The 14,968-nt window shown below is 77.4% G+C and carries 12 protein-coding genes; 4 read left to right on the top strand and 8 right to left on the bottom strand.

All coding sequences use genetic code 11. From position 1 onward, the window contains the following. Positions 1-8: 8 nt before the first annotated feature. Positions 9-1,169 carry a glycosyltransferase gene (locus tag ACRYMN_RS12285; RefSeq protein ID WP_432495409.1) on the bottom strand — a complete coding sequence of 387 codons (1,161 nt, stop codon included), beginning with the start codon at positions 1,167-1,169 and terminating at the stop codon, positions 9-11. A gap of 26 nt (positions 1,170-1,195) precedes the next feature. Further along, positions 1,196-2,989 (bottom strand): ATP-binding cassette domain-containing protein, encoded by a 1,794-nt coding sequence (locus ACRYMN_RS12280; protein ID WP_432495407.1) that lies wholly within the window; start codon positions 2,987-2,989, stop codon positions 1,196-1,198. A 228-nt stretch (positions 2,990-3,217) separates the two neighbouring features. On the opposite strand from ACRYMN_RS12280, the gene ACRYMN_RS12275 reads away from it, so the two are divergent. Together ACRYMN_RS12275 and ACRYMN_RS12270 are read left to right on the top strand one after the other, a co-directional pair. Next, positions 3,218-3,862, top strand: coding sequence for a glycosyltransferase family 2 protein (locus ACRYMN_RS12275; protein ID WP_432495405.1), 645 nt, complete (start codon positions 3,218-3,220; stop codon positions 3,860-3,862). A gap of 19 nt (positions 3,863-3,881) precedes the next feature. Further along, on the top strand, positions 3,882-4,265 hold the full coding sequence (locus ACRYMN_RS12270; RefSeq protein WP_432495403.1) for a DUF2304 domain-containing protein: 384 nt from the start codon (positions 3,882-3,884) through the stop codon (positions 4,263-4,265). 17 nt (positions 4,266-4,282) lie between these two features. Here ACRYMN_RS12270 and ACRYMN_RS12265 read toward each other — a convergent pair whose 3' ends face one another. After that, positions 4,283-5,392, bottom strand: a complete 1,110-nt coding sequence (locus ACRYMN_RS12265; protein WP_432495401.1) for a cell wall-binding repeat-containing protein — start codon at positions 5,390-5,392, stop codon at positions 4,283-4,285. A 262-nt stretch (positions 5,393-5,654) separates the two neighbouring features. Here ACRYMN_RS12265 and ACRYMN_RS12260 point away from each other — a divergent pair, with 262 nt between their 5' ends. Together ACRYMN_RS12260 and ACRYMN_RS12255 are read left to right on the top strand one after the other, a co-directional pair. Then, positions 5,655-6,983 carry a UDP-glucose dehydrogenase family protein gene (locus ACRYMN_RS12260; protein ID WP_432495399.1) on the top strand — a complete coding sequence of 443 codons (1,329 nt, stop codon included), beginning with the start codon at positions 5,655-5,657 and terminating at the stop codon, positions 6,981-6,983. A gap of 155 nt (positions 6,984-7,138) precedes the next feature. Next, the gene (locus ACRYMN_RS12255; protein WP_432495397.1) at positions 7,139-8,518 is read left to right on the top strand and encodes an LCP family protein; all 1,380 of its coding nucleotides are present in this window, start codon (positions 7,139-7,141) and stop codon (positions 8,516-8,518) included. Positions 8,519-8,592: 74 nt separating this feature from the next. On the opposite strand, the gene ACRYMN_RS12250 is transcribed toward ACRYMN_RS12255, so the two are convergent. From ACRYMN_RS12250 to ACRYMN_RS12230, 5 genes are all read right to left on the bottom strand, one after another. Then, entirely contained in the window at positions 8,593-9,651 is a 1,059-nt protein-coding gene (locus ACRYMN_RS12250) for an NHL repeat-containing protein (protein ID WP_432495395.1), read from the bottom strand. A 167-nt stretch (positions 9,652-9,818) separates the two neighbouring features. Further along, on the bottom strand, positions 9,819-11,585 hold the full coding sequence (locus tag ACRYMN_RS12245; protein WP_432495393.1) for a S8 family serine peptidase: 1,767 nt from the start codon (positions 11,583-11,585) through the stop codon (positions 9,819-9,821). A gap of 132 nt (positions 11,586-11,717) precedes the next feature. Continuing rightward, the gene (locus ACRYMN_RS12240) at positions 11,718-13,025 is read right to left on the bottom strand and encodes an alpha/beta fold hydrolase (RefSeq protein ID WP_432495391.1); all 1,308 of its coding nucleotides are present in this window, start codon (positions 13,023-13,025) and stop codon (positions 11,718-11,720) included. A gap of 4 nt (positions 13,026-13,029) precedes the next feature. Beyond that, a complete protein-coding gene (gene purE / locus ACRYMN_RS12235; RefSeq protein WP_432495389.1) occupies positions 13,030-13,563 on the bottom strand; it encodes a 5-(carboxyamino)imidazole ribonucleotide mutase in 534 nt (177 codons plus the stop codon). Beyond that, entirely contained in the window at positions 13,560-14,828 is a 1,269-nt protein-coding gene (locus tag ACRYMN_RS12230; RefSeq protein WP_432495387.1) for a 5-(carboxyamino)imidazole ribonucleotide synthase, read from the bottom strand. The genes purE and ACRYMN_RS12230 overlap by 4 nt, the downstream gene beginning before the upstream one ends. Between the last annotated feature and the right edge of the window lie 140 nt (positions 14,829-14,968).

Genomic DNA, 14,968 nt, shown 5'->3' with positions numbered 1-14,968 from the left:
GGCGCCGCTCACGCCCCGCCCGCCCCGGCGACGTCGAGCACCGCGCGCGCGGCGCGCCCGGCGGCGGCGGCCAGCGAGCCGTGGCGCTCGGCCCAGGCGCGCAGCGCGGCGCGCCGGGCCGCGTCCGGGCGGGTCCAGCCGCGCAGCACCGCCGCCACGGCCGCCGGGTCGTGCTCGACGACGGCGCCCAGGTCCCCGGCGCGCACGGCGTCGCGCCCGCTGCCGACGCCGGCGAAGAGCACCGGGGTGCCGCAGGCGGCCGCGGCGGCGACCTTCGTGGGGGCCATCAGGTCGTAGCCGGTGCCGGGCACCAGCGAGGCCAGCGCCACGTCGGCGGTGGCCAGCAGCCGCGCGGCCCGCTCGGGCGGGACGGTGCCGGACAGCTGCACGGCGCCGGGCGCCAGCTCGGCGGCCAGCGCCCGCAGCCGCGGCACGTCCACGCCGCCGCCGACCATGACCAGCCGCGCGGCCGGGTCCGCGCGCGCCACCTCGGCGAAGGCGCGCACGAAGACCTCCGCGCCCTGCCACTGCGACATCGTGCCGCTGTAGACCGCCCGCAGGCCGGGGGCGTCCGGCACCCGCCCGGCGGGGCGGAAGACGTCCACGTCCACGCCGTTGCCCACCACGTGCACCCGCTCCGGGCGCGCGCCGGCGCGCACCACCTCCCGCGCCATGCCCGCGGTGACGGCCAGCACGGCCGCCGCGCCGCGCAGGGCCGCGGACTCCGCGGCGCGCAGCGCGGCCAGCACCGGGCGCGGCGCGCCGGCGGCCACGGCCCCCAGGGACCACACGTCGGGCACGTACGACACGTACGGCGCCCGGCGCGCGGCGCCGGCCAGGCGCACCGCCAGGCCGGTGGTCGGCGGCGGCTCCTGCACCACGACGTCGGGGCGGCGGCCCAGCAGCAGCCGTCCGGTCAGCGGCACGTCGAAGCTGAGGTAGGGCAGGTACCCGCGCACGGCGCCGTCGGCGTCGCGCAGCACGGGGGCGCGGCGGGTGCGCACGCCGTCCTCGTCGGGCGGGGCGCCCGCCCCGCGCGGGGCGGTGGTGAGCACCTCCACCTCGCAGCCGGCGTCGGCCAGGGCGCGGGCCAGGGCGCGCAGCCGGAAGGGGGCGGCCCCCACGTCCGGCGCGTACGTCCGCGTGGCGATGCGGACCAGGGGCGGCACGGACGGCGACCCTACCGGCAGGCGGTTCACGCGAGGCCGGACAGCTGCGCCTGCACCGCGAAGTCGGGGACGCGGGCCACGACCTCCTCGAAGGAGCCGACGGCCGCCACCCGGCCGTCCTGCAGGAGCACCACGGAGTCGCAGTCGCGCACGGTGGACAGCCGGTGCGCGACGACGAGCACCGTCACGTCGCGCAGGCCCGCGACGGTCGCGCTGACCGCCGACTCGGTCGCCGCGTCCAGGGCGCTGGTGGCCTCGTCGAGCACCAGGACCCGCGGCCGCACGTACAGGGCGCGGGCGATGCCGAGGCGCTGGCGCTGGCCGCCGGACAAGCGCAGGCCCCGCTCCCCCACGGGCGTGCGCACGCCCGACGGCAGGGCGTCCACGACGTCCAGCAGCTGCGCGGCGGCCAGCGCGGCGCGCACCCGGTCCGGGTCGATGCCCTCGTCGCGCCAGCTCAGCGCCACGTTGCGGGCCACGTCGGCGTCCAGCAGCGCGACGTCCTGGGGCACGTAGCCGGTGGGGACGCGCCACCCGGCCGACCCGCGCACCGGGTGGCCGCCGACCAGCACCTCCCCCGAGTCCGGCACCAGCAGGCCCAGGACGAGGTCCACGAGGGTGGACTTGCCCGAGCCGGAGCGGCCCACCACCGCCACCCGGGCCCCTGCCGGCACGTCCAGCGCGACGCCGTCGAGGGCGGCGCGCCCGGAGCCGGGGTAGGTGTAGCGCACGTCGCGGACCTCGATGCCCACCGCCGCGCCCGGGTCCGCCGCCGGCGGGCCGGGCAGCGCCGCGGGCGCGCCCGCGGTCGCGCCGGTGTCGCGCAGCGCCTCGAGGACCTCGTGGACGTCCGGCTCGTGGGCGTGCATGGTCGCGAAGACGGACTGCAGGCGCGTCAGGCACGGCACGACGCGGAAGCCGGCGACGGCGAACAGCCCGATGGAGGAGACGGCCTGCGTGACGCCCTGGGTGAGCACGGCGACGCCCCCGACGACGAGGAAGCCGCCCAGCAGGGCGGCCTCGAGCACGAAGCGCGGCCCCACCGAGTAGAAGAAGGCCATGCCCCGGGCGCGGGCGCTGCCGGCGCGCACCTCGCGGGCCGCGCCGGCCAGCTGCTCCCCGCGCCCGAGCAGCGAGATCTCCTTGGCGGCGGCGAACGACTCCTGCACGAGCCGGACGGTGTGGACGCTGGCGGCGGTGGCCGTCCGCCCGGCCGCGGCCGCGCGGCGGGCGATGACCGCGTACAGCACGACGGCGACCAGGGCGAAGTAGGCGGCCGCCACCAGCGCCGTCTGCCACGCCGCGACGAGGACCACCACGCCGACGGCGGCGAGGGTGGCCACCTCGGCGACCAGGCTGGAGAACGGCATGAGGAAGCCGTTGAAGGCCTGGTTGAGCGACTCGTCGACGGTGCGCACCGCACGCGCCGAGCTCGAGCGCAGGCGGTAGCTCCAGGAGGCGGACAGGTAGGCGCGCACCAGGCGGTCGGCGACGCCGACCTCGTGCTCGGCGAAGCGCACGACGCCCCAGCGCACCACGAGCAGCTGGACCACGCTCTTGACGACCAGCAGCAGGCTCGCGACGCAGATGAGCAGGACGAGCTGCTCGGGGCCGACCTCGCCCCCCACCCCGGGCACCGCGACGGTCAGACGGCCCCCGCCGGCCACGGCGGCGGGCAGGAGCACCGACAACAGGCCGAGGGCGAGCACGTCGAGCACCGACAGCAGCGCCTGCGCCGCGCAGTAGCCGACGACGAAGCGCGAGCTGCCCGCGGGCAGCAGCGCGAGCAGGGCTCGCACGGTCGAGAGCAGGGCCTTCACGAGCGCGTCCTCACCGCGCCATCCTCCCCGACGCGCCGGGGGCACCCGCACGCGCCGCGGCGCTGCCCGACGCGCCATCATGGGCCGACAGCCGCCACCCGGGAGCCCAGACCTGTGAGCCTTCACCCGCCCCGCGCCGCCGCACCTGCGGCGGCGCCAGGAGCCGTCCCCGCGCCGGCCCCGGTGCGCGCGCGGGCGGGTGCGCGCTACGCGGGGACGTGGGTCGTCGTGCCGCTCTACCAGGAGGCGGCCGTGGTGGGCGGCGTCGTCGAGGAGCTGCTGGGCACCTTCCCGCTGGTCGTCTGCGTCGACGACGGCAGCCGCGACGGCTCGGCCGCCGCCGCGCGCGCGGCCGGCGCGGTCGTGGTGCGCCACGCGGTGAACATGGGGCAGGGCGCGGCCCTGCAGACGGGTCTGGAGTACGCGCTGCGCGACCCGCTGACCCGCTCGGTGGTGACGTTCGACGCGGACGGGCAGCACCGCGTCGCCGACGCGGCGGCGATGGTGGACCGCCTGCGCTCGGAGGACCTCGACGTCGTCTTCGGCTCCCGCTTCCTGGACGACCGCACCGAGCTGGACCGCCTGCGGCGCGTCGTGCTCCGGCTGGCGACCTTCTACACCAACCGCTCCACCGGGGTGCGGCTCACGGACGCCCACAACGGCCTGCGCGTCCTCTCCCGCGAGGGGGCGGCGGCGCTGCGGATCACCCACAACCGCATGGCCCACGCCAGCGAGATCGTCGCCCAGGTGGGCAGGGGGCACCTGCGCTGGGCGGAGCACCCCGTGCAGGTCCTCTACACGGACTACTCGCGCTCCAAGGGGCAGTCGCTGCTCAACAGCGTCAACATCCTCGTCGAGACGCTCCTCGGCTGACGCCGGGACGGAGGCCGTCGTGCTCGTGATCCAGGTGCTGCTCATCTCGACCGTGCTGGTGGTCGGGGTGCTGCTGGTGCGCAGCACCGCCGGCGCGCGCCACCAGGCGGTGCGCCGGCTGCTGCTGGGCGGGCTGGTGCTGCTGGCGGTCGCCAGCATCCTGGCCCCGGACGCGGTGAGCGCGGTGGCGCGGGTGCTGGGCGTCGGGCGCGGCACCGACCTGCTGCTGTACGGGCTGGTGGTGGCGTTCCTGGGTGCGCTGGTCTCCTCGTACCGGCACCGCCGCTCGATGGAGGAGCGCCTGACGCAGCTCACGCGGCGCCTGGCGCTGGACGAGGCGGAGCCGCCGTCGTCCGTGCGGGCGCGCCGGGAGGGGGCGGACGGCGAGCGGCCCGGCGCGTGAGCGCCGGGCCGCTCGCGTCAGCCCAGGGCGGTGCGCACCTGCTCGACCACGACGTCCTGCACGGAGCTGGCGCTCCCGAACACCAGGGCGTCGGTGATCTCAAGCGGCTGCCCGTCCTCGCCGCGCTGGGCGCGCGCGTCGGCCTGCAGGGCACCCAGCGTCTCGGCGGTGACCGGCGGCAGCTGGTCGGGGCGGGTCAGCAGCACCGGTCCACCGCCGTAGGCGAGCAGGGCGGAACCGGCCAGGGCGTCGGGCCAGTTCTCGCCCGTGGCGATGCCCACGATCGTCGTCGCGTCCTCGAAGAAGCCGGTGGAGGAGAACTGCCGGGCGACGAGCGCGGCGGTCGCGTAGCGGTCCGCACCCGCCAGGAACCCCCAGTCGGTGGACCCGGTCTGCGGCCCGACCGCCACGCTCGCCGGCCCGCCGACGGCGATCTTCGTGGCGAAGCTGCGCCGCTCGAGGTAGCGGGCGGTGGTGTCGCCGACGCGGTTGCCGTCGCTGAGCAGGACGACGCCGACGCTGCGCCGGGTCTCGTCGTCCACCACGCCCATGAGGGCACCGGCGGCCAGGCCGTCGGGGTAGTTCCACCCGTTCACCAGGGAGACGGTCCGGGCCTGCGGGAGCAGCTCGGCGACCGCGACGGCGGTGCCGAACCGGTCGGCGCCCTGGACGCGCTGGGTGGTGAAGCCGAGCGCCCGAACGGACGACTCGACGCCCGCCGACAGCGCGTTGGTGTCACCGAGCAGGTAGACCGTGCCACCGGGCGCCAGGACGTCGCGGATCGCGTCGGCGACCTCCGGCTGCAGGGACGTGCGCGAGGTCAGCAGCAGCGGGCCGCCGCGGTCGGAGGCGAGGGGGGCGCCGGCCAGGGCGTCGGCGAAGGTGTCCGAGCGGGTCAGCACGACGGCGTCGGCGGCCTGCCCGGTGAAGGACCCGGCGGCCGCGACGGCGGTGGCCACGCGGTCGGGGCCGGCGACGCGCGAGACGGCGGCGGCCTTGAGGTCCACGTCGAGCCGGGCGGTGCCCGGGTCGACGGCCGGGGTGGCGCCGGCGGGCACGGCACCGCCGCCGAGGACGGCCACCGCGAGCGCGGCGGCGAGGGCCAGGGAGCGGGGGGCGAGACGCATGGGGACCTTCCGGAGCGGGGTGCCGTGGGCCGCGCGCGGGAGGGCACGACGACCTGACCGGTGTCGGACCGGCCGGGCTGGACCTTGAGGCACAGGGTGGCACGAGCCGCACCCGTCCGGGGACCCCCGTCCGCAGCAGCCCGTCCCGCACGGTGACCGGTCCCCGCCCTGCCGCGGCGGGCGGGTGCGGCCGCTTGGCGGATCACCGCCGCGCAGCGGGTCGACGGTGACCGGGGCGCTCGCGGAGCACTACTGTGCGCGCATGCGCATGACTGTCATCGGGTGCGGGTACCTGGGCGCCGTGCACGCCGCGTGCATGGCGGAGCTGGGCCACGAGGTGGTCGGCGTCGACGTGGACGCCGAGAAGATCGAAGCGCTGCGCGAGGCGCGCGCACCGTTCTTCGAGCCGGGCCTGCCGGAGCTGCTGGCCAGCGCCATGGCCACGGGGCGGCTGCGCTTCACCACCGACGTGGCCGAGGCGGCCGGCTCGGCCGTGCACTTCGTGTGCGTGGGCACCCCGCAGAAGCGCGGCGAGTTCGCCGCGGACATGCGCTACGTGGACGCCGCGGTGGACGCGCTGCTGCCGCACGTGGGCGCCGGGGAGCTGGTGGTCGGCAAGTCCACCGTGCCGGTGGGCACCGCGGCGCGGCTGGCGGCGAAGGTGGCCGAGCTGGCCCCGGGCGCGGCGCTGGCGTGGAACCCGGAGTTCCTGCGCGAGGGCCACGCCGTGGACGACACCCTGCACCCGGACCGCCTGGTCTACGGCGTGCCCGGGGGCGCGGAGTCCGCGGAGGGCCGCGCGGCGAAGGCGCTGCTGGACGAGGTCTACGCCACCCCGCTGAAGCGCGGGACCCCCGTGATCGCCACCGACTACCAGACCGCCGAGCTGGTCAAGGTCGCGGCCAACTCCTTCCTGGCCACGAAGATCTCCTTCATCAACGCGATGGCCGAGCTGTGCGAGAAGGTCAACGCGGACATCACGCAGCTGGCCGACGCCATCGGCCACGACGACCGCATCGGGCGCAAGTTCCTCAACGCCGGCCTGGGCTTCGGCGGCGGGTGCCTGCCCAAGGACATCCGCGCCTTCATGGCCCGCGCCGGCGAGCTGGGCGCGGACCAGACGCTGACGTTCCTGCGCGAGGTCGACTCCATCAACATGCGCCGGCGCATCCGCATGGTCGACCTGGCCCGCGAGGTGTGCGACGGCTCGCTCATCGGCAAGCGCGTGGCGGTGCTGGGCGCGGCGTTCAAGCCCGACTCCGACGACATCCGCGACTCCCCCGCGCTGAACGTGGCCGCGCAGATCCGCCTGCAGGGCGGTGACGTGGTCCTGACCGACCCGGCCGCGCTGGACAACGCCCGCAAGGCGTTCCCGGACATCTCCTACGCGGAGACCGTGCAGGAGGCCGTGGCCGGTGCGCACGTCGTGCTGCTGCTGACGGAGTGGAAGCAGTACCGCGAGCTGGAGCCGTCCACCCTCAACGGCCTGGTGCGCGAGAAGCGCGTCCTGGACGGGCGCAACGCCCTGGACCCGGCGAAGTGGCGCGCCGCGGGCTGGACGTACCGCGCGCTGGGCCGCCCGCGCGCCTGACGCCCGCGCCCGCCCCGGGCCCGCCCGCGCCCCGGCGCGGGTGGGCCCGCGCGCGTGTGGGGGAAGTGCGCGGGTTCTCCGGCGCACCGGCGAGGACGCCGCGCGCTGCGGCCGCGTCGACCCCGGGCGGCGGGCCGCAGCCCTACTGTGGTCGCGTGCCCGTCCAGCCGCCCCCCACCCCCGACCCGGCGCAGCCGCCGCGGCGCCGGTCGCCGGGACGGCCCACCGCGGTGCGCCGCTCCGACGAGGAGCCCTTCGACGGCGGCACCCGCGCGCTGCCGGCGGGCGGTGCGCGCGGGGAGGCCGCGGCGCCCGCGGGCGCCGAGCGCGCCGGTTACACCGCCACCACCTACGGACGGCCCGTGCGCCGCCGGCCCGAGCGCGCCGCCGCGCAGACCCCCGGCCGCGAGCAGCGGCTGGCCGAGCTGCGCCGCCCCGCCGAGGGCGGCCCCGGCCGGCCGGCACCGCCCCGCGAGCCGGCCCGCCGCGCACCCGCACCCCCCGCCCCGGGCGGGCCCGGCGGGCCCGCCTCCCCCGGGGGCCGCCCGCGGCGGCGGCCCAGCGCGGCGCAGCGGCGCCGGCGCACCCTGCTGGTGCTGCTGGTGGTGGCGGCGCTGGCCGTGGCCTACCCGGTGGCGCTGGGCTGGCGGGGCGTCTCGGCGGTGCGGCACGTGGCGGTCGAGCCGGCCGGCGAGCGCCCGGCGGACACCCCGGGCACGACGTACCTGGTCGTGGGCAGCGACTCGCGCGAGGGCATGAGCGAGGAGGAGCTGCGGGAGTACTCCGCCGGCGGCACCGACGGCCTCGGGCAGCGCACGGACACGATCATGCTGCTGCACGTGCCGCGCTCCGGGCCCGCCGCGCTCATCAGCGTCCCGCGCGACTCCTACGTGCCCATCCCCGGCCACGGCTCGGGCAAGGTCAACGCCGCCTTCGCGCTGGGCGGGGCGCCGCTGCTCGTGCAGACCCTCGAGCAGGTCTCCGGGCTGCGCGTGGACCACTACGTCGAGACCGGCTTCGCCGGCTTCGCGCGCGTCGTCGACGCCGTCGGCGGGGTGCAGGTGTGCCCGCCGGAGCCGGTGCAGGACGTGCGCGCGGGCCTGGACATCCCGGCCGGCTGCCAGCAGGTGGACGGCGCCACCGCGCTGGGCTTCGCCCGCTACCGCTACTCCGACGTGCGCGGCGACCTGGGCCGCGCGGACCGCCAGCGCCAGCTGCTGGCCGCGATCGCCGACCGCGCCGCCGGCCCGGGCACGCTGCTGAACCCGTTCCGCGCGTTCGCGCTGGCCTCGGCCGGCGGCGGGGCCCTGACCGTGGACGAGGGCGCCTCGCTGCCGGCGCTGGTGACCTTCGCGCGCGGGATGCGCTCGGCCACCGGCGCCGACGGGGTGTCCACGACGGTGCCGGTGGCCGACGCGGCCTACCGCACCTCCTCGGGCGTGGCGGTGAAGTGGGACACCGAGCGCGCCCTGGCGGTGTTCGCGGCCCTGCGGGCCGACGACACCGCGGTGCTGCGCGGTCTCACCGGTGCGTAGCGGGCGCGCACCGGACGGGCCGCGCCCCGGCCGGTGCGGGACCGGCCGGGACGCGGCGCCGCCGTCAGCCGCCGTCAGCGGTGGCGGGGCAGGTCCACCCGCACCACCTGGTAGTCGGCCGTGGCCGGGTCGGGGTTGGTGAAGCGGCCGTTGACCAGCCACAGGGCGCCCGCGCTGAGGATGCCGGTGGTGGGCACGTCGAGGTCCTCGTCGGTCAGCTCGCCGACGACCGCGCCGCTGCGCGCGTCGGGGGCCAGGCGCACCACGGCCACGGAGTCCGCCGGGTCGAAGCCCCGCACGACGTACAGGGTGCGCCCGCGCAGCACCAGGCCGTCGCCGGCGGTGAGGTCCCGGCCGGTCAGCTCGATGCGGTCGGTGGCGCCGGTGGCCGGGTCGAGGCGGAACAGGTCGCCGGTGCTGCTCTGGGTGACGACCAGGGTGCCGTCGCCCAGGTCGCGCACCCCGTTGGCGTTGAAGCCCTCCCCGTAGGCGAAGTCGCCCGTGATCGGCACGGTGCGCGCGCCGTCGGGGCCGGGCAGGGCCCCGTCCTCGCCCAGCGGCACGACGACGAGCTGCGCGACGGCGGAGTCGGTGACGTGCACGGCGTCGTCGGTGATCGCCACGTCGTTGAGGAACCCGCTGCCGGGCACCACCCAGCGGCCGAGCTCGGCGCCGGTGGTGCCGTCGTAGGCGGTGACGGCGCCGGTGGTGCCGCCGGCCACCCACAGCCGGTCGGTGCGCTCGTCGTAGGCCATGCCCACGGCGATGCGCCCGGCCACGCCGGGCACGAACGGCTCGCTCTCGCCGGTGCGCAGGTCGCCGCGCACGACGCTGCCGTCGGCGCGCGAGCCGGCGTAGAAGGTGGTGCCGGGCCCGTCGGCGATGCCCTCGGGCAGGGAACCGGTGGGCAGCGGGACGGTCTCGGGGAAGGCGGCGGGCGCCTGGCCCCAGCCGCCGGGGCCGCGCCAGTCGCGGCCCTGGCCCCAGCGGTCGGAGCCCTGGCCCCAGCGGTCGGAGCCCTGGCCCCAGCGGTCGGGACCCGGGCCCCAGCCGTCGGCGGCGGCAGCGGCGGTGGGGGCGGTGAGGAGGAGGCAGGCGGTGGCGGCGACGAACGCGCCGGTGCGGCGTCTCATGCCTCCGACGGTAGGTCGCCGCGCGCGACCCGGCGAGGCGGCGCGGGCACGACGGCAGGACCGCGCCGGGAGAGGAGGACGACGACGCCCCGCCGGCGGTGCCGGCGGGGCGTCGTCGTCCGGGTGGGGCGGATCAGCGCTGCGGGCCGATCAGCGTTGCGGGCGGATCAGCGCTGCAGGGCGCTGACGGCGGCCACGGCGTCGACCGTGCCCTGGCCGTAGAAGCCGTTGACGTCGGCCGGGCCGGCGCAGGTGGCGGTGGTGGTCACCGGGCCGTTGGCGGTGACGCGGCGGTAGGTGAACTCCGCCGGGGTCGGGCAGGGGACGTCCTCGGCGGTGCCGAGCAGCAGGGCCTCGGTGAGCGAGGGATCCAGCGTCAGGGTGCCCGGGTGGGCGGGGTCGCGCCGGCCGTACTGGCTGACGACCAGGGCGGCCACGCCGGCGGCGTGCGGGGCGGCCATCGAGGTGCCCTGCAGGTAGCGGTAGTAGGCGCTGGTGCCGTCGGCGGCGACCTCGCGCACCACGGACGCGGTGGTCGGCTCGCCGGCCGCGTCGATCAGGCCCTCGGCGGCGAGCACGCCCTGCGGGTAGGTGGACAGCACCTGGCGGGTGACGTCCACGCGGTCGTTCGGGGTGTCGTACGCGTCGCCGCCGGGGGCGGCCACGTCGGCCTGCTCGGTGCCGTAGTTCGAGTAGTACGCCTTGCGCCCGGAGGGGCCGGTGGAGGTGACGGTCACGACGCCGCTGCTCTCGGCGGGCACGCTCAGGCAGGTGGAGTTGTCGACGGTGCGCTCGCGCACCGGGGACTGCTCGCCCGTCTCGTCGATCCGGTAGTTCGGGCTGGTGGCGTCCACGCCGGGGGCGCCGAGGTCGGTGGCGGCGTTGCCCGCCGCACCCACGGGCAGCACGCCGTGGTCGCGCGCGTAGTCGATGGCGCGCTGCACGGCGGTGATGGTCACGCGCTGCTCGGCCTGCTCGGCGGGCGAGTCGGCGGGGTTCGCCTCGCAGTTGAACAGCCACGGGTCGACGTAGAAGCTCATGTTCACGACGTCGACGCCGGAGTCGGCGGCGAAGGTGAGCGCGTCGAGGGTGGGCTGCAGGAAGAAGTACCCGGAGTCCTGCCCGGCGCGCAGGTTCACGAGGTTCACCCCGGGGGCGACACCGGCGATGCCCAGGCCGTTGGCGGCCGCGGCGATGGTGCCGGCGACGTGGGTGCCGTGGCCGCCCTCGTCGACGTCGGCGGGGTCGACGCAGGTGGCGACCTCGCAGGGGCCGTCGATCTCGGGCAGGTCGGTGACGAAGTTGCGGCTGCCGGCGGCGTCGAAGTTCGGCGCGATGTCCGGGTGGGAACCGTCGACGCCGGTGTCGATGACCCCGACGGTGACGCGGTCGCTGCCCGGCTGCAGGCGGTACGAACCCTCGGGGGTGGCGCCGATGGCGGCCATGTCCCACTGCAGGTCGGCCAGGGGTTCGGCGGCGGGGGCCTTGGGGCCCCGGGCGCGCGAGGCCTTCAGCACGGCGTCGCCGTCCGCGACGGTGGCGGTGAGGCGCTCGACGGCGTCGTCGGCGCGCTCGGTCCCCTCGGGCGAGGCGCCGATGCGGCGGTTGGCGGCCGCGCCGAGCAGGACCGGCGCCTCGGCGGCGCGGGCGGCGAACTCCCGGGAGGCGGAGCGCACGAAGGCGTAGCCGACGGACTCGTTGCTGGAGACCACGGTGCCGCCGGCCTCGGTGATGGCGGCCCGGGCGGCGGCGTCGGTGGCGCCGGGTTCGTAGACGACGACGTACTCGCCGTCGGTGGTGACCGCGCGGGAACCGCGCTCGACGGCCGGGGAGGTGGTGGCGGTGGGGTCGGCCGAGGACGCGGTCTGCGTGGCGGCCAGTGTCGCGGCGACGAGCGTGGCGCTCAGCGCGGACGAGAGGACGATCTTGCGCACGTGGGACTCCTGCCTGGGGGGACCGACGGACGAACTCGCCCGTTCGGCGCAACGATGTCGCAGAGTGTGGTGCTCAGAGTGCACACAGACAAGGCGGCGCGCTGAGCAGATCGCTCGCGGGATCCCGCTCCCTCAGCGCCGCACGAGGTCCAGCAGGACGCCCAGCAGGCGACGGCCGTCCAGGCGCAACGCGTCGTGGTGGTACTCGTTGGTGACGAACGTCCTCGCCCCGCGCACGGCCGCGGCGGTGCGCCGGCTCAGCTCGGCAGGCACGAACAGGTCGTCGAGGTAGACGGCCGCGGCCACCGGGACGGTGCTGCGCGCGAGCACGTCCGGGTCGTGCAGGGGCGCGAAGTCCTCCCGCGCCGCGAGCAGTTCCGCCGTGCCGCGCAGCGGCACCAGCGCGGGGTCCTCCTCGAACTGCCAGGGGTAGACGTGCTCGGCGGTGAAGCGGAACGGCGCGCCCGCCGGGGGTTCCGGGGAGAACTCCTCGAACTCCTCGCGCACCCGGTGCGCGGACCAGCGCGTCGCACCGCCGGTGAGCGGGCCCTGCGCGTAGATGCTCTCGTGCAGCACCGCGTACAGCGGGTGCGCCGCGAAGGACAGCCGCCGGCCGGCCTCCACGAGGAACCGCTGCCGCAGCCGGCGCGCGCCGCGCACGGTGGTGAACGGGTCCTCCAGCGCGAAGTGCAGCGCGTCGAACCCGGAGGTCTGCCCCAGCGCGATCCCCAGGGTGCGGAACCGGCGCGAGCTCAGGCGCTCGCCCGTGGGCAGGAGCTCCTCCTCGCCGTCCAGGTGCGCCGCGACGGCGCGCGCGACGTCCTCGTCGCGCGGGTAACGGGCGAAGAACTCCGCGTTGCGCAGCGCCGTCCGCGCGTACGTGGCGCGGTAGACGTCGTCGGCGCTGCTGCGCAACCCCGGCAGCCCCGCCGTGATGAGCACCCCGGCCAGCCCGTGCGGCGCCTGCGAGAGGTAGGTGGTGGCGGCGAAACCGCCGTAGCTCTGCCCCAGCACCCACCAGGGCTCCTCGCCCTGCAGTGCGCGGCGCAGCGCCTCGGCGTCGGCGACGATGCCGTCGGCGCGGAAGTGCGCCAGGTACCGCGCCTGCGCGGCGGCGTCGCCGACCTCGCCCAGGGACTGCCCGTCCAGCGGCGTGGAGCGCCCCGTGCCGCGCTGGTCCAGCAGCACGACGCGGAACTCCTCCAGCGCCCGGTCCAGCCAGCCGCCGACGACCTCCGGGCGCGGGGCGGGGTTGCCCGGGCCGCCCTGCAGGAACACCAGCCGCGGGGCGCGCTCGAGGCCGTCGCGCACGTACTCGCGGGCGAACACCTCGACCTCGCCGGCTTCGGCGCCGGTGCGGTCCAGGGCGACGGTCAGGACGTGCTCGTGCACGTCGTGGCCGTCCACGCGGTGCGAGGCGGTGCGCACGGCGGGGCTCACCGGTTCAGGCGCCGAAACCGGTGCCGGTGCGCCGCGCGCGGGCGCGCAGCGTCGAGCCCTTGTCGACGGCGCTGCGCCGAAGCGCCTCCTGGAACTCCACGACGCGCTCGCGCAGCGCCTCGTCGGTGGCGGCGAGGATGCGCACGGCCAGCAGGCCGGCGTTGCGCGCGCCGCCGATGGAGACGGTGGCCACCGGCACGCCGGAGGGCATCTGCAGGATCGACAGCAGCGAGTCCACCCCGTCCAGGTGCCGCAGCGGCACGGGCACGCCGACCACGGGCAGCGGGGTGACGCTGGCGAGCATCCCCGGCAGGTGCGCGGCGCCGCCGGCGCCGGCGATCACCACCTGCAGGCCGCGCTGCGCGGCGGAGGCGCCCCAGGAGACCATGTCGTGCGGCATGCGGTGGGCGGAGACGACGTCGGCCTCGTACGGCACGCCGAACTCCTCCAGCGCCTTCGCCGCGTCCTCCATGACGGGCCAGTCGGAGTCGGACCCCATGACCAGGCCCACCCGGGCCGGCTGCTCCTGCGCGCTCACTCGTCGATCTCCCCCGCGATGAAGGCCGCGGCGTGGCGGGCGCGCGCGCGGACGAACTCCAGGTCGTCGCCGTAGGCGGTCACGTGGCCCAGCTTGCGCCCGGGCCGCTGCTCCTTGCCGTACAGGTGCACCTTCACGCCCGGGTCGTGGGCCATGACGTGCAGGTAGGAGCGGAACAGGTCCGCGTGGCGCTCCTCGGTCCGCTCGGGACCGAGGACGTTGACCATGACCGTCCACGGCGCCCGCGCGGAGGTGTCGCCCAGCGGCAGGTCCAGCACGGCGCGCAGGTGCTGCTCGAACTGGCTGGTCACCGAGCCGTCGATGCTCCAGTGCCCGGAGTTGTGCGGGCGCATGGCCAGCTCGTTGACGAGCACCTCGCGGTGGGGCCGCCCGTCGACCTCGCGCTCGACCTCGAAGACCTCCACGGCCAGCACGCCGGTCACGCCCAGGCCGCCGGCCACGCGCAGCGCCACGTCCGTCAGGTGCGCGGCCAGGTCCGGGTCCAGGCCGGGGGCGGGCGCGGTGACCTCGTGGCACACCCCGCGGCGCTGGACGGTCTCCACCACCGGCCAGGCCGCCGCCTGCCCGGAGGAGCTGCGCGCGACGAGGGCGGCCAGCTCGCGGACGAAGGGCACGTGCTCCTCGGCCAGCAGCGGGCCGCGCTGCGCCCAGGCGGCGAACCAGGCGTCGGCGGTGGCCCAGCCGGCGTCGTCGGGCCCGTCCAGGACGAGCACGCCCTTGCCGTCGTAGCCGCCGCGGGGGGTCTTCAGCACCACCGGCCAGCCGGCGCCGGCGGCGAAGGCCTCCACGTCGGCGCGCCCGCCCACCTTCGCCCAGCGCGGGCACGGCAGGCCCAGCTCGGTCAGCCGCTCGCGCATGACGACCTTGTCCTGGGCGTGCAGCAGGGCGTCGGCGCCCGGCTGCACGCTCGTCAGCTCGGCCATGGCGCGCACCCCCTCGGCGGGCACGTGCTCGTGGTCGAAGGTGACCGCGTCGCACCCGGCGGCGAAGGCGCGCAGGGCCTCCACGTCGTCGGCGGCCCCCACCGGCGCGGGCGTGACGACCTGCGCGGCGCTGACGTCGGGCCCCTCGGCGAGCACCCGCAGCCGCAGGCCCAGCGCCACCGCGGCCGGCTGCATCATGCGGGCCAGCTGCCCGCCGCCGACGACGCCGACGACGGGGAAGCCGCCGGGGCGCGCGTACGGCGCGGGGTCCGGGCGCGCGGGCGCGGGTGCGGGGGCGGCGGCGGAGGGGGCGCTCGTCACGGGCGCGAGCCTAGGCGACGGCCCGCCGCTCAGGTCCCCGGCGTGTCGGCCGACGGGGAGGCGAGCGCCGGGCCCCGCGTGGTCCACGCTCGTCCCGGGATGCCCGGCGCCGACCGGTGCTCCATCCTGGGTCCGCGCTC

The organism is Kineococcus gypseus, assembly GCF_050871305.1.
Lineage (GTDB): Bacteria > Actinomycetota > Actinomycetes > Actinomycetales > Kineococcaceae > Kineococcus > Kineococcus gypseus.
This window is presented reverse-complemented; position numbering and strand designations above follow the sequence as displayed.

Excerpts from the sequence above, each read along its gene's own strand:
- ACRYMN_RS12265 (WP_432495401.1), bottom strand. The coding sequence starts at position 5,392 with ATGCGTCTCGCCCCCCGCTCCCTGGCCCTCGCCGCCGCGCTCGCGGTG.
- ACRYMN_RS12260 (WP_432495399.1), top strand. The coding sequence starts at position 5,655 with ATGCGCATGACTGTCATCGGGTGCGGGTACCTGGGCGCCGTGCACGCC.
- ACRYMN_RS12250 (WP_432495395.1), bottom strand. The coding sequence starts at position 9,651 with ATGAGACGCCGCACCGGCGCGTTCGTCGCCGCCACCGCCTGCCTCCTC.